This window comes from Sphingomonas sp. S-NIH.Pt15_0812, assembly GCF_003951315.1.
In the GTDB taxonomy this organism is placed as follows: Bacteria; Pseudomonadota; Alphaproteobacteria; order Sphingomonadales; family Sphingomonadaceae; genus Sphingomonas.
This window is the reverse complement of the sequence record NZ_QLJH01000001.1, coordinates 182,097-204,048: the sequence shown is the minus strand read 5'-3', so window position 1 is coordinate 204,048 and position 21,952 is coordinate 182,097. Positions and strand designations below refer to the sequence as shown.

The following is a 21,952-nucleotide window of genomic DNA, read 5'->3' as shown; positions in this document are numbered from 1 at the left end:
GGCCAGTTGACCGCTATGGTTGCGAAACCGCTGGTATGCCACCGGCGTGATCATGATGAATGGATGGGCCTGGCCGGCATGGAAGTCAAGCAACGCCATGGCCTGGGCACGTCGCGAAAAATGCAGACTTCCTTACTCCGGAGGGAATTTATTTGTATCCTCGGGATGGACTGCTGCACTGCACTGCAACATCCCTGCCGAATGGATCAGACAATATATGCCGGAGCAGGATGACATCCGCTCGCCCCAAGCTGCCATCTCGGCAAAGGCCGGGACGGTGTTGGGCGGCCTTTGCAAATCATTCGAAATGCCCCGTGACCGAACCTTGGCCTCCGCCACGGTTCGGTCACGGGAGCGAAACATCGAAGGTCCCGCCCCCGCCCGGATGCTTGCATCCAGACGAAGGGCGATACCGCCTCAGGCCAGGGTGCGCACCTTCGGCTCGCGGTCCCAATAGCGCCGCTTTGCCGCCTCGACGAAGCCGTCCAGCGCCACCACGCCCTCGTCCGGCTCGACGCCTGCCTTGTCGAGCAGCGGTTGCGCGGCCGCATTATGGCCGATCGCCTTCAAGTGACCGAAGGCGTCCATCACCCATTGCACCGCCGCGCCCTCCTTGGTCAGCTTGGCCGTCGCCTCGGCGGACAGGATCACCGCGCAGGCATCGACCGTGACCGAGGGCTGGCCGAACAATTGCGCATCCGCCTTGATGGTCGAGCCGTCCGACAGCGGCACCTGTCCGACCTTGGGCGCGATCAGCAGCGGGTGGCCGCCCGCCGCCTTCACGCCCTTGCGCACCATCGCCAGTTCGCCGGCATCGCTGCCGTCCGCGAACAGGATGCCGACCGTCCGGCCCTCCAGCGTGTGCTTCTCCAGCGGCCCGCGAATGATACGGAGCGCGGGCGACGGGTCCATGTCGATCACCGGTGCCGCCGCCGGGGCCGCCTCCGGCAGGTCCATCGCCAGCCCCTCGGCGACGCGGGTCGCCAGTTGCTCGTCCACGTTGCGCAGGTTCGCCATCACCTGCCGGCGGATATGCTCCAGCGACACCTTGCTCAGCTCGAACACGAAGGCGGAGGCGATATGCGCCTGTTCCGCCGGGTCCATCGACTGCCAGAACAGCCGCGCCTGGCTATAGTGATCGGCGAAGCTTTCGGGGCGGATGCGCAGCTTCGGCCCCTGTTCCTCCGCCGGATAGGTGACGAAACCGGCCTTGGGGTCCTCGCGCGGACCGCCCTCTTCGCCCGCCAGATGCAGCGAGTTGGGCTCGTAATTGGCGCGGCCCTTGGGCACCTGCATCTGCATATGGCCGTCGCGCTGGAAATTGTGGAACGGGCAGCCGCCTTCCCGTCCCTTGGCCTGGTTGATCGGCAGCTGATGCCAGTTGGTCGAGCCGAGCCGCTTGATCTGCGTGTCCTGATAGGAGAACAGCCGGCCCTGGAGTAGCGGGTCGTTCGAGTGATCGATGCCCGGCACCATATGGCTGGGGCAGAAGGCGACCTGCTCCGTCTCGGCGAAGTAATTGTCCGGGTAACGGTCCAGCACCATCTTGCCGACGATGCGGACGGGTAGCACCTCCTCCGGGATGATCTTGGTCGCGTCGAGCACGTCATAGGGCTGGCTGGCGGCGAATTCCTCGTCGAACAGCTGCACGCCCAGCTCCCATTCGGGATAGTCGCCGCGCGCGATCCGCTCGAACAGGTCGCGCCGCTGGTAATCGGGGTCCGCGCCGGCCGTCTTCACCGTCTCGTCCCAGATCGACGAGGCCAGTCCCGCCTTGGGCTTCCAGTGGAACTTGACGAAGGTGCTCTTCCCCTCGGCGTTGACGAAGCGGAAGGTGTGGATGCCGAACCCCTCCATCGTCGCGAAGCTCTTGGGCAATGTCCGATCCGACATCGCCCACATGATCATATGGGTCGATTCCGGCATCAGCGAGATGAAGTCCCAGAAGGTATCGTGCGCCGTCGCGGCCTGGGGATAGCCGCGATCCGCCTCCATCTTGGCGGCATGGATCAAATCGGGGAACTTGATCGCATCCTGGATGAAGAAGACCGGGATGTTGTTGCCGACCAGGTCCCAATTGCCCTCGCGCGTGTAGAACTTCACCGCGAAGCCGCGCACGTCGCGCGGCGTGTCGACCGACCCGGCTCCGCCGGCGACGGTCGAGAAGCGGGTGAACACCTCGGTGCGCTGGCCCTTCTTCTGGAACAGGTCAGCACGGGTGATGTCGGACAGGCTGTCGGTGCATTCGAAATAGCCGTGTGCCGCCGTGCCACGGGCATGGACGATCCGCTCCGGGATGCGCTCATGGTCGAAGTGATTCATCTTCTCGCGGTAGACTTCGTCCTCCAGCAGCACGGGGCCGCGCGCGCCCGCCTTGAGCTGGTTCTGATTGTCCGCGATCGGCATCCCGTGATTGGTGGTGAGGACCGGGTGATCGGCATCGGCCACCTGATGGGTCTCGCCACCATTGCCGGGATTGCGGTTGGCCATGTCATGCATCACGTTCGTCCTGTCTGAATTCAGGACATGAACGCGTGCCAAGACGCCCAAGTTGCGGATACCGTATCGGTCCGACGGATAAATCTCTGTGACAAGGGCCAGGGGGCGGCCCATCCCTGGCGAACCGCCCCCTGCCCCTTGCCCGATCCTCAGAAGCGCGAGCGCAGCGTCACGCCATAGGTGCGCGGCTCGGCCAGGAACGCCGAGTAGAGGGCGTTGGAGGTCGAGCCGAAGCGGGTCGTGTTCGCGATCGAGCCGGCCCCCTGGTACGGCGTGTTGAACGCCACCTGGATGTAGTTCTTGTTGAAGATGTTCTGGCCCCAGAACTCCAGCGCCCACAGGTCCTTGTCGCCGCGGATGCCGATGCGCGCATTGACCAGGGTGAAGCCGTCCTGTCGCTTCTCGGGCGCGAGGTCCGATCCGGTGTTATAGTCGGAGGTGGTGCGCTGATCGATGTAGAACAGCGCCGACATGCCGTTCGAGCCGATGTCCGGCGTCCAGGCCAGCGAACTGGTGACGACATGGCGCGGCGCGTTCGACATCTGGCTGCCGGGCAGCAGGAACAGTGCGGGGTCCAGCCCCTCGCCTTCCGAACTGCCGACCAGGTTGCGGCGGAAATGCGTGTCGGCATAGGTATAGCCGGCCGAGACGTTGAAGTTGCGCGCCGGGGTGATGGTCGACTCGATCTCGACGCCCTGCGAGATCACGCCCGGCCGGTCGGCATTGCCGACACAGGTGCCGTTGCCCGCGACATTGTCGGTATCCGCGCCGTTCAGGTTGGTCTTGCAGGCCTGGATGTTCTGCACCACGAACACCGAGCCGTTGAAGGTATTGAGCTGGAAGTCCTTGAACTCCTGGCGGAAGGCGGCGACGTTCAGGCTGAACTGGCCCCGGATGTTGTACTTGGCGCCGATTTCATAGGCGTTCACCTTCTCCGCGTCGAAGCGCAGGCCGGCGGCATCCGCGTTGGAGCGCGGGCCGAACACGCCGTTCAGGCCACCCAGGTCCGACCGGTCGAGATTATAGCCGCCAGCCTTGTAACCCTTGGCATAGGAGGCATAGGTCATCAGCCGCGGCGTCGGCTTCCACGAGATGACGCCCGTGCCGGTGAACTCGCTGTCCTTGAACCCGTCGTTGAGGTTCAGCGTGTTGAGCTGCGCGCTGTTGTTGCCGGTGCAGCTCAGCGTGACGATGCCGGCGATATACTGGCGCGCGGCGGCGGGCACGGCGGCATTGGCGATCAGCGGCGACAGCGACGCCTGCTGGACCGGGCAGAGCGTGTTGTTGTTGTTGAAATTGGCGCGGAAATCCTTCTGCTCATGGGTGTAGCGCAGGCCCAGCGTCACCGACAGCGTATCGGTGATGTTGAAGATATTATGGGTGAAGAAGGCGTAGTTCTCGCTGTCCTGGCGATAGGTCGAGCCATTGTCGCCGACATTGCGGATTTGCGAGATGCGATCCAGACCCCCCAGCACCGCCCCGCCCAGCGTCGCGCCGAACGCACCGGTGATCGTCGCGCGTCCCGCCGCCGACAGGCAGCCCGGATTGGCCTGGTTCTGGAGCGCGGTCGCCGGGTTGAGCGTCGCGACCAGGCGACAGGCGGCGAAGGTGCCATATTGCGAGCCGAACTGGATGTTGTCGACCAGCTTCAGCTTCTCCTTCGAATAGAAGCCGCCGACCAGCCAGTCGAGCTTGCCGCCGAACAGCGACCCGTTCAGCCGCACTTCCTGGGTGAAGGTATGGAACTGGCGATAGGCATTGCCGTCGCCCGCACGGCTGGTCAGGTCGACATTGGTATAGTCGACATCGCCCGCATTGCCGGACTTGTACTCGCGATAGGCGGTGATCGAGGTCAGCGTAGCGCCGCCCAAATCCCAGTCGAGCTGGCCCGAGCCGCCATAATCCTTCGTGACGTTGCGGAACGTCTTGCCGGGGCTGATCGCCACCACCCGGTCGAACGGATTGGCGTTGACGCTGGTCGTCGGCCGAACCGCGCCCAGGCGATTGAGGATTTCCAGGATACGATTCTGCGGATTGTAGGCGAAGGCGCCGTCGGTGTTGACAGTCGCGCCATTGGCGGCGGTGGTGTTGGTGCCGGGCGTCGGGTCGATCGTCTCGTTCTTGCCGTAATAGGTCGCGCCGCAGCAGCTCTCCCGCCGCCACGTATAGTCGCCGATCAAGCGCAGGCTGATCGAGTCGGTCGGCTTGAACAGCAATTGCCCGCGCACGAAATAGCGGTTGCGGTCGTTGACGCGCGCTTCGTTGCCGTTCTGCGTCAGGTTGCGGTAGAAGCCGTCGCGCTTGTTGTAGATGCCGTCGACGCGGAAGGCGAGCACGTCGCGGATCAGCGGCCCGGTGATGCCCCCCTGGAAGCGGACATTGTCGTAATTGCCATAGGTCGCCTCGGCGATGCCGCCGAATTCGAATTCGGGCGCCTTGGTGACGATGTTGATCAGGCCCGCCGAGGCGTTGCGGCCGAACAGCGTGCCCTGCGGTCCGCGCAGCACCTCGACCCGCTCGATCTCGCCCAGTTCGTTCAGGCCGACGCCGGTGCGGCTGCGATAGACGCCGTCGATGAAGGTCGCGACCGAGCTTTCCAGGCCGGGATTGTCGCCGACCGTGCCGATGCCGCGGATCCGCGCAGAAGCGTTCGCCTCCGAGCCCGTCGAGGACACCAGCAGCGAGGGGGCGAGTTGGTTGAGCTGGCGGATGTCGTTGCCGCCGGTGTTCTGCAGGCTCTCCTGCGTCACCGCGCTGACCGCGATCGGCACGTCGCTCAACGGACTGGCGCGGCGGGTGGCGGTGACGATGATGTCGCCCGCGCTGGCCCCGCTCAACTCGCTGTCGGCGGCGGGGCCGCTATTGGGGGATCGGGACTGGACCGCCGCATTGGCGGTCGACTGGCTCGGCACCTGCTTTTCGCTGGCGGTCAGCGGAGTGGCCTCCTGCGCCAGGGCCGGAGCGGCGATGGCGACGGTGGCCACGGCAGACAGCAGATACGCAGCCAGACGCATTGGCATCTCTCCCTATGATGACATTCGATTTATTTTGAATGTCTGGTTTGACGCCATCCTATGGACTGCCTTGGGGAAAGCAAGAGTTTCGAAGAACGAATATGGTTTGTCGCCGAGTGTTGCGCGAACGCGACAGGCGGCTGATCCTGCCGTTTCGCGGGCGCTGTCAGGGTCGGACAGGCAGCGGAGACGCGACAGGCCGCGCGGATCGGGAATGGAGGCTGACCGATTCCGCCCCGCCGCCGATCAGCGCGGAGCCGAGACCCGCCTCGACCAAGGCTTCTCACCCCACAAAGGCCAGGCCTTCATGAAACGGCCGCAAATCGCCGCCCCCGGCCCATGGTCCTGGGATGGCGGTAATCGCGAGAAGGATGATGGCGGGGCATGGCTCAGCATCGCTTCGCTGCACGCGCGCTGGTCAGGCGGGATGTCGCCAGCACGCCCCTATGCTCCCGCATCCGCAGGAGAACGGTCGAGCGCTTGGATGGAGAAGGGAGTTCGGCGACGCGATGGCGGCGGTGACGCTTCGACGCCTACCCGCCCGATCGACTATCGACGGCCGCGGATAAGCGACTCACCTGGCGAGTCGCGGCGGGTGCGCCGATCCGCACCCGCCACCGTCATTCACTTGGGCGCGAGCACCATCAGCATCTGACGGCCTTCCATGCGCGGATAGGCCTCGACCTTGGCGACCTCGGCCACCTGCTCGGCGACGCGCTGGAGCACGTTCATGCCCAGCTGGCCATGGCTCAGCTCGCGACCACGGAAGCGCATGGTCACCTTGACCTTGTCGCCCTCCTCGATGAACTCGACGACCTTCTTCATCTTGGTGTCATAGTCATGGTCGTCGATGTTCGGACGCATCTTGATCTCCTTGATCTCCTGCGTCTTCTGCGACTTGCGAGCGAGGTTCGCCTTCTTCTGCGCCTCGTACTTATACTTGCCGACATCGAGGAACTTGGCGACCGGCGGATCGGCGTTGGGCGACACCTCGACCAGATCGAGCCCGATCTCCTGTGCCTGGGCCATGGCTTCGCGCGTGTACATCACGCCAAGATTCTCGCCCTCATGGTCGATCACACGGACCTTGGGGCTTTGGATCCACTCGTTGAAACGGGGACCATTCATTGGCGGCGCCTGGTTCGGCCGGCGCATCATGGGAGGACGTATGGGTAAAGCTCCTGTAACGGTTGCCCTGTTAATATAAGACACACCGGTCGCAATGGAAAGACGGGGGTCGGCAAATATCCGTACCGTCCCCAAAGCCTATCGCGAAGTGGCTCAGGCGGCGGATATTTCCCCCCGCGCCGTATGGATTCGCGCCGGATTGCCGATGACCGTCGCGCCGGCCGGCACGTCGCGCGTCACCACGCCGCCCGCCCCGACGATCGCGCCGTCGCCGATCGTCACGCCGGGCAGGATCAGCGCACCGCCGCCGATCCACACGTCCCGCCCGATCGTGATCGGCCGCCCCCATTCCGCGCCGCCGGCCCGCGCCGCCGCGTCGCGCGGATGATCGGCGGTCAATATCTGCACGCCCGGGCCGATCTGGGTCCGGTCGCCGATCGTCACCGCCACCACGTCGAGGATGACGCAGTTGAAGTTGAGGAACACGCCGTCCCCCAGGCGGATGTTATAGCCATAGTCGCAGTGGAAGGGCGGCCGGATCACCGTCCCCGCCCCCACCGCGCCCAGCCCCTCGGCCAGCAACGCCGCCCGCGCCCCCGCCGGGGCGCCCAGCGCCGCCGTGTAGCGGACCATCCACTCTGCCGCCCGCGCCTGGTCGGCGACCAGTTCGGGATCGTCGGCGCGATACGGATCGCCGGCCAGCATCTTCTGCTTTTCGGTCCGCATCGCGCCCACGCCCCAGCCCGTCAGCGCAGGTCGGGCGGGGTCGCCTCGACCTGCAACGCCGCGATCGCCTCGTCCAGCGTCATGATCTCCTGCTGCTGGCTGCCGAGCCGGCGGATGGCGACCTTGCCCTCCTCCGCCTCGCGCTTGCCGACGACCAGCAGGTTGGGGACCTTGGCCAGCGAATGCTCGCGCACCTTGTAGTTGATCTTCTCGTTGCGACGATCCGTCTCGACCCGCAGGCCCGCCGCCCGCAGCTTCGCCGCCACCGCCTCGGCATACTCGTCCGCATCCGACACGATCGTCGCGACCACCGCCTGCACCGGCGCCAGCCAGAGCGGGAAGCGGCCGGCATGATGCTCGATCAGGATGCCGATGAAGCGCTCGAACGTGCCCAGGATCGCGCGGTGCAGCATCACCGGGCGATGCCGGTTGCCATCCTCGCCGACATAGGAGGCGTCGAGCCGGTCGGGCAGCACGCGGTCCGACTGGATGGTGCCGACCTGCCAGGTGCGGCCGATCGCGTCGGTCAGGTGGAATTCCAACTTGGGCGCGTAGAAGGCGCCCTCGCCCGGCAGTTCTTCGAACTGCGCCTTGATCCCCTCGGGCAGGTTCGACGCCTGCACCGCGTCGCGCAGCTCCTGTTCGGCGATGTCCCACATCGCGTCGGAGCCGAAGCGCTTCTCCGGGCGCAGCGCCAGCTTCACCGCATAGTCGGTGAAGCCCAGATGCTCGTAGACCGAATGGAGCAGCTCGCAGAACTTGCGGACCTCGTCGACCAGCTGGTCCTCGCGCACGAAGATATGCGCGTCGTCCTGGGTGAACTGGCGGACGCGCATGATGCCGTGCAGCGCGCCGTGCGGCTCGTTCCGGTGGCAGCAGCCGAACTCGGCCATGCGGATCGGCAGGTCGCGATACGACTTGATCCCCTGCTTGAAGATCAGGACGTGCGCGGGGCAATTCATCGGCTTGAGCGCCATCAGGTCGGCCTCGCCCGACAGCACCGCCCCCTCATCCTCGGTATTGGGGATTTCGTCGGGCACGACGAACATGTTCTCGCGATACTTGCCCCAATGGCCGGACTGCTCCCATTGGCGCGCGTCCATCAGCTGCGGCGTCTTCACCTCGGCATAGTCGGCCGCGTCGAGGCGGCGACGCATATAGGCCTCCAGCGAGCGCCACAGCAGATAGCCCTTGGGGTGCCAGAAGACCGAGCCCTGCGCCTCGGACTGGAGGTGGAACAGGTCCATCTCCGCGCCGATCTTGCGATGGTCGCGCTTGGCGGCCTCCTCCAGGCGGAAGAGATGCTGGTCGAGCTGCTTCTTGTTGAGCCAGCCGGTGCCGTAGACGCGACTGAGCATCGCGTTCTTCTGGTCGCCGCGCCAATAGGCGCCCGACACGCGCGTCAGCTTGAAGGCGGACGGGTCGAGCCGGCCGGTCGAGGGCATGTGCGGCCCCCGGCACATGTCGAGCCACTCGCCCTGACGATAGATGGTCAGCTCCTCGCCCTCGGGCAGTTCGGCGGCCCATTCGGCCTTGAACGTCTCGCCCTGCTCGGTCCAGCGGTCGATCAGTTCCTGTCGGCTCCACACCTCGCGCACGAAGGGCTCGTTGCGGGCGATGATCGCGCGCATCTCCGCCTCGATCGCGGGCAGGTCGTCCTCGGTGAACGGCCGGTCCTTGGGCGCGAAGTCGTAGTAGAAACCGTCTTCGGTCGCCGGGCCGAAGGTGATCTGCGTGCCGGGGAAGAGATGCTGCACCGCTTCCGCCATCACATGCGCGAAATCGTGCCGCGCCAGTTCCAGCGCGGCGGCCTCGTCCTTCATGGTGATCAGCGCGAGCTGCGTGTCGCCGTCGAAGGGCCGCGACAGGTCGCGCACCTCGCCATCGATCCGCGCCGCGATCGCCGCCTTGGCCAGGCCCGGCCCGATCGCCGCCGCGACATCGGCGGGGGTCGTCCCGGGCGCGACCTCGCGGACGGAACCGTCGGGAAGCGTGATGCGGAACAACTCGGCCGGATGGGCGGACATGATGACACTCGGTGGTTGGAGAGGAGGCCGAGGCTTATGCGACGCGTGGTGCGGGGGCAAGGGTGGAGGGGAAAGCTCTGGCGCCGGGCTCAGGGATATTGCTGGCGCGCGTGAAGAACAGCCAGGATTTCCACCACGTCCGCCGCCACCCGATATACAAGGATGTAATTGGGGTGCACGATCGCCTCACATGTTCCCGACACGCGGCCAGGACGGTGAAGATAGGAATGATCGGGCAGATGCTCGGTCGTATGCTCGATCATCGCGAGAAGGCGATCGGCCGCCGTGATGTTGCGCTCGGCGATATAGTCAAAGATGTCGAGCAGATCGGTGACAGCCTCGTCCCGCCAAACGAGGGCGAGCGTCACTTCGAGCGATACCGACCGATGACGTGCGCCACCTTCGCCATCACCGCATCGTGCGGCACCGTCTTCCCGGCGGCCGTGAGGGTCTTCTCGACCTTCGCGCGCAACCAAGAGTCATAGGCCGCCGCATCCTCGCTGGTGGCGAATTCGGATTCGATGGGAGACAGATCGGTCATGTCGCGACCCTATCCTATCGACGACATGGTGGAAGGGCGCGGAACACCCCTTCCCTATTCCGCCGCCTCCGCCTCGACCCCGCGTCCCTTCAGCAACGGCGCGAGATACTTGCCCGTATAGCTGCGCGGCTCCTTCACCACCTGCTCCGGCGTGCCGACCGCGACGATCTCGCCGCCCTTGACGCCGCCTTCCGGCCCCAGGTCGATGATATGGTCGGCGGTCTTGATGACGTCGAGATTATGCTCGATCACCACCACCGTATTGCCCTGCTCGACCAGGGCGTGCAGCACTTCGAGCAGTTTGCGCACATCCTCGAAATGCAGGCCGGTGGTCGGCTCGTCCAGGATATAGAGCGTGTTGCCGGTCGCGCGCCGCGCCAGTTCCTTGGCCAGCTTGACCCGCTGCGCCTCGCCGCCCGACAGCGTCGTCGCCTGCTGCCCGACCTTGACATAGCCCAGGCCGACCTCGACCAGCATCGCCATCTTGTCGCGGATCGGCGGCACCGCCTTGAAGAAGTCGGCGGCATCCTCGACCGTCATGTCGAGCACGTCGGCGATGCTGTGCCCCTTGAACTTCACCTCCAGCGTCTCGCGATTGTAGCGCGCGCCGTGGCACACGTCGCAGGTGACATAGACGTCGGGCAGGAAGTGCATCTCGATCTTGAGCACGCCGTCGCCCTGGCACGCCTCGCACCGCCCGCCCTTGACGTTGAAGCTGAACCGGCCGGGCTTGTAGCCGCGCGCCTGCGCCTCGGGCAGACCGGCGAACCAGTCGCGGATCTGGGTGAAGGCGCCCGTATAGGTCGCCGGGTTCGATCGCGGGGTGCGGCCGATCGGCGACTGGTCGATGTCGATCACCTTGTCGAGATGCTGGAGCCCGGACACCTTGTCGTGCTTGCCCGCCAGGATGCGCGCGCCGTTCAACTGCCGCGCGGCGCTGGCGAACAGCGTGTCGATGGTGAAGCTCGACTTGCCCGATCCCGACACGCCGGTGATGCAGGTGAAGGTGCCGAGCGGGATCGAGGCGGTCACGCCGGTCAGGTTGTTGGCGCGCGCATTGTGGACGGTCAGCTTCTTGCCGCTGCCCTTGCGGCGCTTGGGCGGCACCGGCACCTCGCGCACGCCGTTGAGGTAGTCGGCGGTGATGCTGGTCTTGGACTTGAGCAGTTGCTTGAGCGTGCCCTGCGCGACCACCTGCCCGCCATGGACGCCCGCGCCCGGCCCCATGTCGATGACATAGTCGGCGGTACGGATCGCATCCTCGTCATGCTCGACGACCAGCACCGTATTGCCCAGGTCGCGCAACCGGCGCAGCGTCGCCAGCAGCATGTCGTTGTCGCGCTGGTGCAGGCCGATCGACGGCTCGTCCAGCACGTACAGCACGCCCGACAGCCCCGAGCCGATCTGGCTGGCCAGCCGGATGCGCTGGCTCTCGCCGCCCGACAGCGTGCCGCTGGTCCGGTTGAGGTTCAGATAGTCGAGCCCGACATTGTTGAGGAAACCCAGCCGCTCGACGATCTCCTTCAGGATACGCTCGGCGATCGCGCGCTGCTGGTCGCCCAGATGATTGGGCAGGTCGGTGAAGAAGGCCAGCGCGTCGACCACCGACAGATGCGTCGCATGGCTGATGTCCTGCATCGCCACTTTGACCGCCAGCGCCTCGGGCTTGAGCCGCGCGCCCTTGCAGACCTCGCAGGGCTGCGATGACTGGTACTTGCCCAGCTCCTCCTTCATCCACGCGCTCTCGGTTTGGAGCAGGCGGCGGTTGAGGTTGCCGATCACGCCTTCGAACGGCTTCTTGACGTCGTAGCTCTTCTTGCCGTCGACGAAGGTCAGCGTCACCGCCTTGCCGTCCGTGCCGAACAGGATGACGTCCTGCACCTCGGGGTGCAGATCCTGCCACGGCGTATCGAGGCTGAAGCCATAGGCCTTGGCCAAGCTGCCCAGCACCTGCATGTAATAGGGCGAGGGCGGGTTGGACTTGGCCCAGGGCACCACCGCGCCCTTCTTGATCGACAGTTCGTGATTGGGGACGACCAGATCCTCGTCGAAGATCAGCTTCTCGCCCAGGCCGTCACAGGCCGGGCACGCCCCCTGCGGCGCGTTGAACGAGAAGAGCCGCGGTTCGATCTCGGAGATGGTGAAGCCACTGATCGGGCAGGCGAACTTCTCGGAAAAGACGATACGGCCCGGCGGCGCGTGATCGCCCAGCACCTCGGACTTGGGGGTGTGCGGCTCGACCGGATCGGCGGGATCGACATAGGCCAAGCCGTCGGCCAGCTTCAGCGCCGTCTCGAAGCTTTCCGCCAGCCGCGTCGCGATATCCTCGCGCACCACGAGGCGGTCGACCACCACCTCGATATCGTGCTTGTACTTCTTGTCGAGCGTCGGCGCCTCGTCGATCTCGTGGATCGTGCCGTCGATGCGGACGCGGGTGAAGCCCGCCTTCTGCCACTCGGCCAGTTCCTTGCGATACTCACCCTTGCGGCCGCGCACGACGGGGGCGAGCAGATAGAGGCGCGTGCCCTCGGGCAGCGTCAGCACCCGGTCGACCATCTGGCTGACCGTCTGCGCGGCGATCGGCTCGCCGGTCGCGGGGCTGTACGGCACGCCGACCCGCGCCCAGAGCAGGCGCATGTAATCGTAGATCTCGGTAACGGTCGCCACGGTCGAGCGCGGGTTGCGGCTGGTCGTCTTCTGCTCGATCGAGATGGCCGGCGACAGCCCCTCGATATGGTCGACGTCCGGCTTCTGCATCAGCTCCAGGAACTGGCGTGCATAGGCGGACAGCGACTCGACATAGCGACGCTGCCCCTCGGCATAGATGGTGTCGAAGGCGAGGCTCGACTTGCCCGATCCCGACAGGCCGGTGATGACCGTCAGCGTGTCGCGGGGAATGTCGATATCGACATCCTTGAGGTTGTGCTCGCGCGCGCCGCGCACCGAAATCTGGGTCAGGGACATGGGATTGGTTCTACTTCCGTTCCGCGCGGGAGGCTAGTGCCACGAGATAGGAAGCAGGACGCGCCACCGCCAGCGGGGTTGCGTCGGATCGATATCGCCGCCGCCCGCCCCTTGTCAGCGGATGGCGAAAGGACCATCTGTATTGCAACGCTAATACACATGCGGAGCCGGCCATGGGCAAGAAGAAGAAGAAGCACAAGCAGAAGCACGACCACGCCGGAAAAGGCGCGTCGTCCCAATCCGGCCTGCCGCCGCAGGTCGCCGGTGTCGCCGCCGCCCTGTCGCGCCATCTGTCCAGTCCGGAGGGCCGCCATCTGCTCGCGACCGGCCTGACCATGGCCGCCGCCGCCGCCAGCGCCGCATTGACCCGCCCAGCCGCGCAGGGTGCGCAACGCCCGCCGGAACCGCCCCGCCCGCCCGAACCGCCCGTACCGCCGCAGCCGGCCGCAGAAGCGTCCGCACCGCCGCCCCCGCCTCCTTCCCCGCCGGAGCCGCCACAGGGCACCACCAAGGCTCCCGACGCGCAGGTCATCGCCAATGTCATTGGCGACGTGGCCGACCAGATTTTCGGCAAGCTGTTCGCGCACCGGAAATAATCCTCCCTCGGGCCGCCCCGTGCGGTCGGCCGGAGCGCGCGTTTCCACACCGCTCCCCCTGCCGGGGATGAAACGAACCCGTCGATGCATCCGGGATGGAGTCGAAACCGACTTGCGTCCCGGAGGCCGCCCCGGAACGGAGCCATCCGCGCTCGCGCCCGTGACGACCCCGCGCCACCACCGCCGGCCCGAACCGGGAGGCGGGTGCGATGGCCGAGACCGCGATCGAGTGTTTCATCGAGCGCTGGCGGCGCAACGAAGGCGGGGCCGAGCGGGTCAATTTCCCGCTGTTCCTGACCGAATTGTGCGCGCTGCTCGATCTGCCGCCGCCCGATCCGGCCGACGCCACCCGCACCCATAACGACTATGTCTTCGAGCGCGCGGTCGACGAGATCGCGCCCGATGGAACGGTCCGCCACCGCCGCATCGACCTCTATCGGCGCGGCTGCTTCGTGCTGGAGGCCAAGCAGAGCCGCGAGCGGGGCGGCGCCAAGGAGGTTCCGCTGGACTCCGCCCCCGCGACGCTGGCGGGGCTGGAGCCGCCACGCGGCCGGCGCAGCGCGCATCGCGGCTGGGACGTGCTGATGCGCAACGCGCGCGAGCAGGCCGAACTCTATGCCCGCTGCCTGCCGACCGATCATGGCTGGCCGCCCTTCCTGCTGGTGGTCGATGTCGGCCATGCGATCGAGCTGTTCGCCGACTTTTCCGGCCAGGGAAAACATTACCGCCAGTTCCCCGATCGCGCCGGCTTCCGCATCTATCTGGACGACCTGAAGACGCCCGCGATCCGCGAGCGGCTGCGCGCGCTGTGGCTCGATCCCTTCTCGCTCGATCCCACCCGCCATGCCGCGCGCGTCACCCGCGACATCGCCGGCCGCCTCGCCAATGTCAGCCGGTCGCTGGAGGACCGCGGCCATGCCGCCGAGCCGGTCGCGCATTTCCTGATGCGCTGCCTGTTCACCATGTTCGCCGAGGGGCACACATTGCTCGCCAGGGGCAGCTTCTCCGGCCTGCTCGCCGCTTCGATCGCCGCGCCGGAGGGGTTTCCCGCCCTGCTGGAGGAATTGTGGCGGGCGATGGATGTCGGCACCTATTCGGTCGCGGTGCGCGAGAAGATCCGGCGCTTCAACGGCGGCCTGTTCGCGGACGGCGTCGCCCTTCCGCTGACCCGTGCGGAGATTGGCGAACTCCATGCCGCCGCGCTGCATGACTGGCGCGACGTGGAGCCGGCGATCTTCGGCACGCTGCTGGAACAGGCGCTCGACACGGACGAACGGCGGCGGCTGGGCGCGCACTATACCCCGCGCGCCTATGTCGAGCAGCTGGTCACCGCCACGATCCTCCAACCCTTGCGCGATACATGGGAGATGCAGGTGCTGGGCGCGGTGGAGCGGCTGCGCCTGACCGACCTGCCCGCCGCGATCCGCGTCGTCCACGACTTCCACGAAACCCTGGCCGGCATCCGCGTGCTGGACCCGGCGTGCGGCACCGGCAATTTCCTCTATGTCGCGCTGGAACTGATGAAGCGGCTGGAGGGCGACGTGCTGGAGGTGCTCGCCGATCTCGGCGGGCAGGAGGCGTTGCAGCTGGAGACCGCCACCGTCCATCCCCGCCAGTTCCTGGGGCTGGAGCTCAACCCGCGCGCCACCGCCATCGCCGAACTGGTGCTGTGGCTGGGCTATCTGCAATGGCAGTTGCGCAATCGCGGCGTGATCGCCGATCCGGTGCTGGAGCGGCTGGACAATATCGCCGCGATGGACGCCGTGCTGGCCTGGGACGGACCGCCCGCCGCCCGCCAACCACGCCGCCCCGACTGGCCGGCGGCGGACTATATCGTCGGCAACCCACCGTTTATCGGCGGCAAGGATCTGCGCGACCGGTTGGGCGACGCCTATGCCACCGCGCTGTGGCGGGCGCATCCGCAGATGAACCCGTCCGCCGACTTCGTCATGTATTGGTGGGACCGGGCGGCGACCCTGCTGACCGAGCCGGACGCCCGCCTCAAGCGCTTCGGCTTCGTCACCACCAATTCGATCACCCAGGCGTTCAGCCGCCGCGTGATCGAGCGGCACATGGCGGCCGATCCGCCGGTCGGCCTGATCCTGGCGATCGCCGATCATGCCTGGACCAGGGCGACGCCCGACGCCGCCGCCGTCCGCATCGCGATGACCGTGGCGCAGGCGGGACGGCCCGACGGCGTGCTGCTCTCCGTCCTGGCGGAGGCGGATCTGGACAGCGATACGCCCCGCATCGACCTGGGCGGCACCCGCGGCCGGATCCATGCGGACCTGACGATCGGCACCGATCTCGCCGCCACCCGGCCTTTGATCGCCAATGACGCGCTGTGTTCGCGCGGCATGTCGCTGCACGGCGCGGGCTTCCTCGTCTCCCATGCCGAAGCGGTCGCGCTGGGCCTCGGCCGGTGCGCGGGGCTGGGGCGGCACATCCGCCCCTATCGCAACGGCCGCGACCTGATGGGCGGGTCGCGCGACCTGTGGGCGATCGACCTGTTCGGGCTGGAGGACGACGCGGCGCGGCGCCGCTTTCCGGAGGTCTACCAGCATCTGCTCCGCACCGTCCGGCCCGAACGGGCGGGCAACCGCCGACCGGCCTATCGCGACCGCTGGTGGATCTTCGGCGAGCCGCGCCGCGCCCTCCGCCCCGCGCTGGAGGGGCTGGGCCGCTACATCGTCACGGTGGAGACGGCGAAGCACCGCCTCTTCCAGTTCCTGGACGGCGGCGTCTTACCCGACAACAAGCTGATCTGCATCGCCAGCGACCAGGCCCGGCATCTGGGCGTGCTGCAATCGCGCGTGCACCGCGCCTGGTATATGGCCCATGCCGGGATGATGGGCGTGTACGACCGTCCCGCCGTCTATGCCAAGACCAGCAGCTTCGATCCCTTCCCCTTCCCGCCCGACGACGACGCGACCGATGCCGCCATCGCTGTGCTGGCCGAGGAGATCGACATGATGTGCCGCGAGGTGATCGCCGCGCATCCCGACCTGACGCTGACCGGCCTCTACAATCTGCGCGAACAGGTGATGATGAACAGGCCGCTGACCCGGTTGCAGGAGGATCGCCGCCAGCGGGGCCGCATCGATATCCTGATGGAATTGCACGACCGGCTCGATCGCGCGGTGGCGACGGCCTATGGCTGGCCCGGCGATCTGGACGATGCGGCGATGGTCGCGCGCCTCGTGGCGCTGAACATGGCCCGCCGTGCCGAGGAACGACGCGGGCACGTCCGCTGGCTCCGCCCCGATTGGCAGCGTGCGGCGGCGGGGGCCGCGATCCCGCCCCTCCATCTGGTGTCGCCGGACACGGAGCCTGCCCGCCCCGCCACGACACGATCGCCCAAGCCCGTCTTCCCGCGCGACGCGATCGGCCAGACCGCGCTGGTGCTTGCCGCGCTCCGCATGGCCGGCGAGTGGGATGCGGCGACGATCGCGCGCGGCTTCGCGCAGGGGCGACGGATCGAGCGGCGCATCCAGGCGACGCTGGAGGCGCTGGTCCGGCTCGGCCATGTCTCGGTCGAGCGCAGCGGCTATCGCTTGCGACGGATCGCCTGATCCTTGCCGCGCCAGGCCAGCGACTGCCGGTTCATCGCCGCCAGGTCGGAGATATCGTCGCGCACCGCCTCCGCCAGCATCACCGCGCGGGCCAGCACCGCGTCATCCGCATGGGCATAGGCCGGCCGCCCGGCGATATGATCATACCAGCGCCCGCCACAGGCCTGGTCGAGCAGGATGCGCTGGAAACAATGGTCGGCGCGCACCGGCCAGCCCCGCGCCCCCGCCAGTGCCGGCAGTTCGTCGCGGGTCAGCGCCAGCCAGCGCGCCTCCAGCGCGTCACGATCGCCTATCGCCCGGACTCCTGCCAGACGCGGACATAATCCACCTCCATGGCCTGAGGCAGCGCCGCATCGTCGATCCCCTTGGCCCCGCCCCAGTCCCCGCCGATCGCCAGGTTGAGGATCAGGTGGAACGGGCGGTCGAATGGCCATGCCCCTTGCCCGCCGGGCTGATTGTTGCGCACACGCATATAGGCGCGGTCGTCGACACCGATCGTGATCGAGTCCGGCCGCCAGTCGAGCTGATAGCGATGGAAGGCCGAGCAGGCGGTCGGCAGCGGCAGCCGCGCGCCACGCTGCGTGCCCTTGGTATGGACGAACAATTCCGTATGGAGCGTCGCGTGCACCACCTCCGGCTGCCAGCCGACCGCCTCCATGATGTCGATCTCGCCCGCCTTGGGCCAAGGCGCCTCCTCGTTCGGCATCATCCAGATCGCCGGCCAGGTGCCAAGCCCGCAGGGCAGCTTGGCGCGGATCTCGTAGAAGCCATAGGTCCAGCCCGCCTTGCCGGCCGTGTCGATCTTGGCGGAGCTATAGGCCTGTCCGCCATAGTCGGCGGCCCCGGTCACCCGCTCCTTCCGCGCGGTGATGACCAGCCGGCCATCGGCGACGCGGGCGTTTTCCGGCCGGTCGGCGGCATAATATTGGCGCTCGTGATTATACCAGCCCTCGCGATTGCGGCTGGTATCGTAGCGCCACCTGGACGGGTCGAGCCGGGTGCCGTCGAACTCGTCCGACCAGACCAGCGTCGCGTCCGCCGGCCGGGTCAGCGGCGCATCGACCCGGTAATTGCTCGCCCCCAGCCCCGCCGGCGGATCGTCCATCGCGCCGACCAGGACGGGAAGCGCGAGCGCGGCGAGGCGGAAGACCGGATGCATGGCGGCAATAGGCCATGATTGTCGTGGGCAGGCAATGGGTTGGAGGGTCGCAGCCGGGCGTTCCGCACGGTCGCGGTACGGGCGATCGCGCTACTGCGATGCCGCTGCGAGGATTGTGATGGCGTCCTCGCGGCCTGACCCCGGCGAAGGCGAAACCTCCGCGACAGTCGCTATCGTGCTCCTGCGGACGCAGGAGCCCAGGGACAAGAATGCCATAAGACGTTGTCTTGCCCGGCTCTGGAACAGGATGACACGGAGGCGGCCCACCCCGTCATTGCGAGCGCAGCGAAGCAATCCAGGGCGTCACGCGCGGCCGTGGATCGCTTCGCTGCGCTCGCGATGACGATCCCCAGAACAGGCCGGCATCGGGTTCCAGGGTCCTGCCTCGTCAGGGGCGCAAGCCTGTCCGCCCTATCTGCTCGACCTTCGCGGAGGTTCTGCGGAAGCCGGGATGACCTATCCGAGAAAGGCCATCATTCCGTTGAGCATCGAACAGCCTTGCAGTGGATAATGGCGAACGCGGCGGTCAGATCCCCGATTCCCCATACGACAAAGGGGTGTCACCGGCCGCGACCGGTGACACCCCTTATGAATCCAGAGCAGCGAATCAGATGTGGATCGGCTTGCCCTGCACCGCCATCGCGGCCTCCTTCATCGCTTCCGAATGGGTCGGGTGCGCGTGGCAGGTATAGGCGATGTCCTCGCTGGTCGCGCCGAATTCCATCGCCTGCGCCGCCTGCGCGATCATCGTGCCGGCGAGCGACGAGACGATCCACACGCCCAGCACCCGGTCGGTCTGGGCGTCGGCGATGATCTTGACGAAGCCGTCCGTGTCGCGGTTCGTCTTGGCGCGGCTGTTCGCCATGAACGGGAACTTGCCGACCTTCACCTCGCCCTTGGCCTTGGCGGCCTCCTCGGACAGGCCGACGCCAGCGATCTCGGGCATGGTGTAGACGACCGAGGGGATGACGTCGTGGTTCACGATGCCGGTCTGCCCGGCGATATTCTCCGCCACCGCGACGCCCTCGTCCTCGGCCTTGTGCGCCAGCATCAGGCCGGGGGCGACGTCGCCGATCGCCCAGATGCCGGGCACGTTGGTGCGGAAGTCATGGTCGATGCCGACTTGGCCGCGCTCGGTCAGCGCGACGCCGGCCGCTTCCAGTTGCAGCCCGTCGATGTTCGGCTTGCGGCCGATCGCGACCAGCACCGCGTCGGCGGCCAGCACCTGGCCCTCGCCGCCCGCCGCCGGCTCGACCTGCACGCTGGCCCGGTCGCCCTCGACGGTCACGCCGGTCACCTTGGTGCCGGTCATCAGTTCGAAGCCCTGCTTCTTGAACAGCTTGGCCGATTCCTTGCGGACCTCGCCGTCGAAGCCGGGCAGGATCTGGTCGAGATATTCGACCACCGTCACCTTCGCCCCCAGACGCCGCCAGACCGAGCCCAGCTCCAGCCCGATCACGCCGCCGCCGATCACCACCAGATGCTCGGGCACCTTGGGCAGCGCCAGCGCGCCGGTCGAATCGACCACGACCTTCTGGTCGATCGCGACGCCGGGCAGCGGGGTCACCGACGATCCCGTCGCGATCACGATGTCCTTGGCGGTGACGACCTGCCCGCCGACCTCGACGCGGTGCGCGTCCTGGAAGGCGGCACGGCCCTTCAGCCAGGTCACCTTGTTCTTCTTGAACAGGAATTCGATGCCGCCGGTCAGTTCCTTGACCGCCTTGGCCTTCTCGGCATGCATCTGGTCCAGGTCGAGGCTGACGCCCTGGAAGTTGACGCCGAACTTCGCCAGGTGACCGCCGGTCGCCTCCTCGTAGAGCTCGGACGCGTGCAGCAGCGCCTTGGACGGGATGCAGCCGACGTTGAGGCAGGTGCCGCCCAGCGTCTCGCGGCTTTCGGCGCAGGCGGTGCGCAGGCCCAGCTGCGCGGCGCGGATCGCCGCGACATAGCCGCCGGGGCCGGCGCCGATCACGAGGACGTCATAGTCGTACTGGTCTGCCATCACACTCGCTCCTTCGTGCTCCTGCGAACGCAGGAGCCCAGGGTTATGCGCGACACCGCCTGTGGCTCTGGGCTCCTGCGTTCGCAGCAGCACGGGTCAGAACAGCGTCTCGTACATATCTTTCCACTGCGGGTTGTCCTGTTCGATCGATTCGATCTTCCAGGCCCGCTTCCACTTCTTCGTCTGCAGCTCACGCTGGCGAGCCGCCTGTATGTCGTCGCTGCCTTCGTACCAGACAAGCAGCGTACAACCATATTCCTTGGTGAACCCGTCTATCAGGCCGTTACGATGCTGATAGACACGCCGGACCAGATCGCTGGTCACACCGATATAGAGGGTGCCGTTACGCCGGCTCGCCGTGATGTAGACATAGCCCGGCGCCATCGAACACCTCCACCGTGTTCCTGTGAACGCAGGAACCCAGAGCCACGCAGCGAAACACCTGCGACCCTAGGCTCCTGCTTCCGCAGGAGCACGGATCAAAGGTCGATCAGGATGCGCGTCGGGTCTTCGATCGCGTTCTTGAGCGCGACCAGGAAGGTCACCGCCTCGCGACCGTCGATCAGGCGATGGTCGTAGCTGAGCGCGAGGTACATCATCGGGCGCACCACGACCTGGCCACCGACCACGACCGGCCGCTCCTCGATCCGATGGAGGCCGAGCACCGCCGACTGGGGCGGGTTGATGATCGGGGTCGACATCAGCGAGCCGAACACGCCGCCGTTCGAGATGGTGAAGGTGCCGCCCTTCATCTCGTCCATCTTCAGCGTGCCGTCCTTGGCGCGCTTGCCGAAGTCGCCGATCGTCTTCTCGATGCCGGCGACCGACAGGTCCTGCGCGTCGCGGATCACCGGCACGACCAGGCCGTTCGGCGCGCTGACCGCGACCGAGATGTCGGCATAGTCGTGATAGACGATCTCGTCGCCCTCGATCGAGGCGTTGACCGACGGGATGTCCTTCAGCGCCATGGTCGCGGCCTTCACGAAGAAGCCCATGAAGCCCAGGCGGACGCCATGCTTCTTCTCGAACAGGTCCTTGTACTTGGCGCGCGCCTCGATCACCGCGCTCATGTCGACGTCGTTGAACGTCGTCAGCATCGCGGCGCTGTTCTGCGCTTCCTTCAGGCGCTTGGCGATGGTCTGGCGCAGGCGCGTCATCTTGACGCGCTCTTCCTTGCGACCGCCCGACGCGGCGCCAGGCGCAGCGGCCGGAGCCGGCGCCGATGCAGCGGCAGCCGGCTTGGACGAGGCGGCGGCGGCGACGTCTTCCTTGGTCAGGCGGCCGTCCTTGCCGGTGCCGGTGATCGTCGAGGGATCGACGCCATGCTCCAGCACCGCACGACGCACCGAGGGCGACAGCGCGGCGGCGGCGTTCGCCGGGGCGGCGGCGGGCGACTCGGTGACGGCGGGCTGCGGCGCCGGGGTCGGCGCGGCGGCGGCACTGCCGCCGGCGTCGACGGTCGCCAGCAGCGCGCCGACCTGCACCGTGTCACCGACCTTCACGGCATGCTCGCCCATCACGCCCGCGACCGGCGAGGGCACTTCGACCGAGACCTTGTCGGTCTCCAGGCTGGCGATCGGCTCGTCGGCGGCGACCTTGTCGCCCGGCTGCTTCAGCCATTCGCCGACCGTGGCTTCGGTGATCGATTCGCCCAGCACGGGGACGAGAACTTCGGTGGCCATCTTCGCTGCTTCCTTCCACCCGGCGGAGGGTCCGGGTCC

Annotated in this window: 15 protein-coding genes; 2 read left to right on the top strand and 13 right to left on the bottom strand. The window is 67.0% G+C overall.

Annotated elements, in window-relative coordinates; all coding sequences use genetic code 11:
• Nucleotides 1-417: 417 nt before the first annotated feature.
• From BRX43_RS00820 to uvrA, 8 genes are all read right to left on the bottom strand, one after another.
• A complete protein-coding gene (locus BRX43_RS00820; protein WP_125993013.1) occupies nucleotides 418-2,490 on the bottom strand; it encodes a catalase in 2,073 nt (690 codons plus the stop codon).
• A gap of 158 nt (nucleotides 2,491-2,648) precedes the next feature.
• Nucleotides 2,649-5,513, bottom strand: coding sequence for a TonB-dependent receptor (locus BRX43_RS00815; protein ID WP_125992917.1), 2,865 nt, complete (start codon nucleotides 5,511-5,513; stop codon nucleotides 2,649-2,651).
• Between the two features lie 624 nt (nucleotides 5,514-6,137).
• On the bottom strand, nucleotides 6,138-6,671 hold the full coding sequence (gene infC, locus BRX43_RS00810) for a translation initiation factor IF-3 (RefSeq protein ID WP_125992916.1): 534 nt from the start codon (nucleotides 6,669-6,671) through the stop codon (nucleotides 6,138-6,140).
• Nucleotides 6,672-6,794: 123 nt separating this feature from the next.
• Nucleotides 6,795-7,367 (bottom strand): sugar O-acetyltransferase, encoded by a 573-nt coding sequence (locus BRX43_RS00805; protein WP_125992915.1) that lies wholly within the window; start codon nucleotides 7,365-7,367, stop codon nucleotides 6,795-6,797.
• Between the two features lie 20 nt (nucleotides 7,368-7,387).
• Nucleotides 7,388-9,394 carry a threonine--tRNA ligase gene (gene thrS / locus BRX43_RS00800; protein ID WP_125992914.1) on the bottom strand — a complete coding sequence of 669 codons (2,007 nt, stop codon included), beginning with the start codon at nucleotides 9,392-9,394 and terminating at the stop codon, nucleotides 7,388-7,390.
• An 89-nt stretch (nucleotides 9,395-9,483) separates the two neighbouring features.
• Nucleotides 9,484-9,762 (bottom strand): type II toxin-antitoxin system RelE/ParE family toxin, encoded by a 279-nt coding sequence (locus BRX43_RS00795; protein WP_125992913.1) that lies wholly within the window; start codon nucleotides 9,760-9,762, stop codon nucleotides 9,484-9,486.
• Nucleotides 9,759-9,935: a stability determinant gene (locus BRX43_RS00790; RefSeq protein ID WP_125992912.1), complete on the bottom strand. Its 177-nt coding sequence runs from the start codon at nucleotides 9,933-9,935 to the stop codon at nucleotides 9,759-9,761. Before BRX43_RS00790 ends, BRX43_RS00795 begins: the two co-directional genes overlap by 4 nt.
• 54 nt (nucleotides 9,936-9,989) lie before the next feature.
• Nucleotides 9,990-12,899 (bottom strand): excinuclease ABC subunit UvrA, encoded by a 2,910-nt coding sequence (gene uvrA, locus BRX43_RS00785; RefSeq protein ID WP_125992911.1) that lies wholly within the window; start codon nucleotides 12,897-12,899, stop codon nucleotides 9,990-9,992.
• Between the two features lie 173 nt (nucleotides 12,900-13,072).
• Here uvrA and BRX43_RS20115 point away from each other — a divergent pair, with 173 nt between their 5' ends.
• Nucleotides 13,073-13,495: a hypothetical protein gene (locus BRX43_RS20115; protein ID WP_164523484.1), complete on the top strand. Its 423-nt coding sequence runs from the start codon at nucleotides 13,073-13,075 to the stop codon at nucleotides 13,493-13,495.
• Nucleotides 13,496-13,704: 209 nt separating this feature from the next.
• Nucleotides 13,705-17,067, top strand: coding sequence for a DNA methyltransferase (locus BRX43_RS00775; RefSeq protein WP_125992909.1), 3,363 nt, complete (start codon nucleotides 13,705-13,707; stop codon nucleotides 17,065-17,067).
• On the opposite strand, the gene BRX43_RS00770 is transcribed toward BRX43_RS00775, so the two are convergent.
• From BRX43_RS00770 to odhB, 5 genes are all read right to left on the bottom strand, one after another.
• A complete protein-coding gene (locus BRX43_RS00770) occupies nucleotides 17,043-17,273 on the bottom strand; it encodes a hypothetical protein (RefSeq protein WP_241214693.1) in 231 nt (76 codons plus the stop codon). The genes BRX43_RS00775 and BRX43_RS00770 overlap by 25 nt on opposite strands.
• Before the next feature lie 83 nt (nucleotides 17,274-17,356).
• The gene (locus BRX43_RS00765; RefSeq protein WP_241214692.1) at nucleotides 17,357-18,226 is read right to left on the bottom strand and encodes a glycoside hydrolase family 16 protein; all 870 of its coding nucleotides are present in this window, start codon (nucleotides 18,224-18,226) and stop codon (nucleotides 17,357-17,359) included.
• A 607-nt stretch (nucleotides 18,227-18,833) separates the two neighbouring features.
• Nucleotides 18,834-20,231, bottom strand: a complete 1,398-nt coding sequence (gene lpdA, locus BRX43_RS00760; protein WP_125992908.1) for a dihydrolipoyl dehydrogenase — start codon at nucleotides 20,229-20,231, stop codon at nucleotides 18,834-18,836.
• A 96-nt stretch (nucleotides 20,232-20,327) separates the two neighbouring features.
• Nucleotides 20,328-20,615, bottom strand: coding sequence for a GIY-YIG nuclease family protein (locus tag BRX43_RS00755; RefSeq protein ID WP_125992907.1), 288 nt, complete (start codon nucleotides 20,613-20,615; stop codon nucleotides 20,328-20,330).
• A 95-nt stretch (nucleotides 20,616-20,710) separates the two neighbouring features.
• A complete protein-coding gene (odhB, locus tag BRX43_RS00750; protein WP_125992906.1) occupies nucleotides 20,711-21,913 on the bottom strand; it encodes a 2-oxoglutarate dehydrogenase complex dihydrolipoyllysine-residue succinyltransferase in 1,203 nt (400 codons plus the stop codon).
• Nucleotides 21,914-21,952: the final 39 nt, after the last annotated feature.

Excerpts from the sequence above, each read along its gene's own strand:
- BRX43_RS00820 (WP_125993013.1), bottom strand. The coding sequence starts at position 2,490 with ATGGCCAACCGCAATCCCGGCAATGGTGGCGAGACCCATCAGGTGGCC.
- BRX43_RS00815 (WP_125992917.1), bottom strand. The coding sequence starts at position 5,513 with ATGCGTCTGGCTGCGTATCTGCTGTCTGCCGTGGCCACCGTCGCCATC.
- infC (WP_125992916.1), bottom strand. The coding sequence starts at position 6,671 with ATGATGCGCCGGCCGAACCAGGCGCCGCCAATGAATGGTCCCCGTTTC.
- BRX43_RS00805 (WP_125992915.1), bottom strand. The coding sequence starts at position 7,367 with ATGCGGACCGAAAAGCAGAAGATGCTGGCCGGCGATCCGTATCGCGCC.
- thrS (WP_125992914.1), bottom strand. The coding sequence starts at position 9,394 with ATGTCCGCCCATCCGGCCGAGTTGTTCCGCATCACGCTTCCCGACGGT.
- BRX43_RS00790 (WP_125992912.1), bottom strand. The coding sequence starts at position 9,935 with ATGACCGATCTGTCTCCCATCGAATCCGAATTCGCCACCAGCGAGGAT.
- uvrA (WP_125992911.1), bottom strand. The coding sequence starts at position 12,899 with ATGTCCCTGACCCAGATTTCGGTGCGCGGCGCGCGCGAGCACAACCTC.
- BRX43_RS20115 (WP_164523484.1), top strand. The coding sequence starts at position 13,073 with ATGGGCAAGAAGAAGAAGAAGCACAAGCAGAAGCACGACCACGCCGGA.
- BRX43_RS00775 (WP_125992909.1), top strand. The coding sequence starts at position 13,705 with ATGGCCGAGACCGCGATCGAGTGTTTCATCGAGCGCTGGCGGCGCAAC.
- BRX43_RS00765 (WP_241214692.1), bottom strand. The coding sequence starts at position 18,226 with ATGCATCCGGTCTTCCGCCTCGCCGCGCTCGCGCTTCCCGTCCTGGTC.
- lpdA (WP_125992908.1), bottom strand. The coding sequence starts at position 20,231 with ATGGCAGACCAGTACGACTATGACGTCCTCGTGATCGGCGCCGGCCCC.
- BRX43_RS00755 (WP_125992907.1), bottom strand. The coding sequence starts at position 20,615 with ATGGCGCCGGGCTATGTCTACATCACGGCGAGCCGGCGTAACGGCACC.
- odhB (WP_125992906.1), bottom strand. The coding sequence starts at position 21,913 with ATGGCCACCGAAGTTCTCGTCCCCGTGCTGGGCGAATCGATCACCGAA.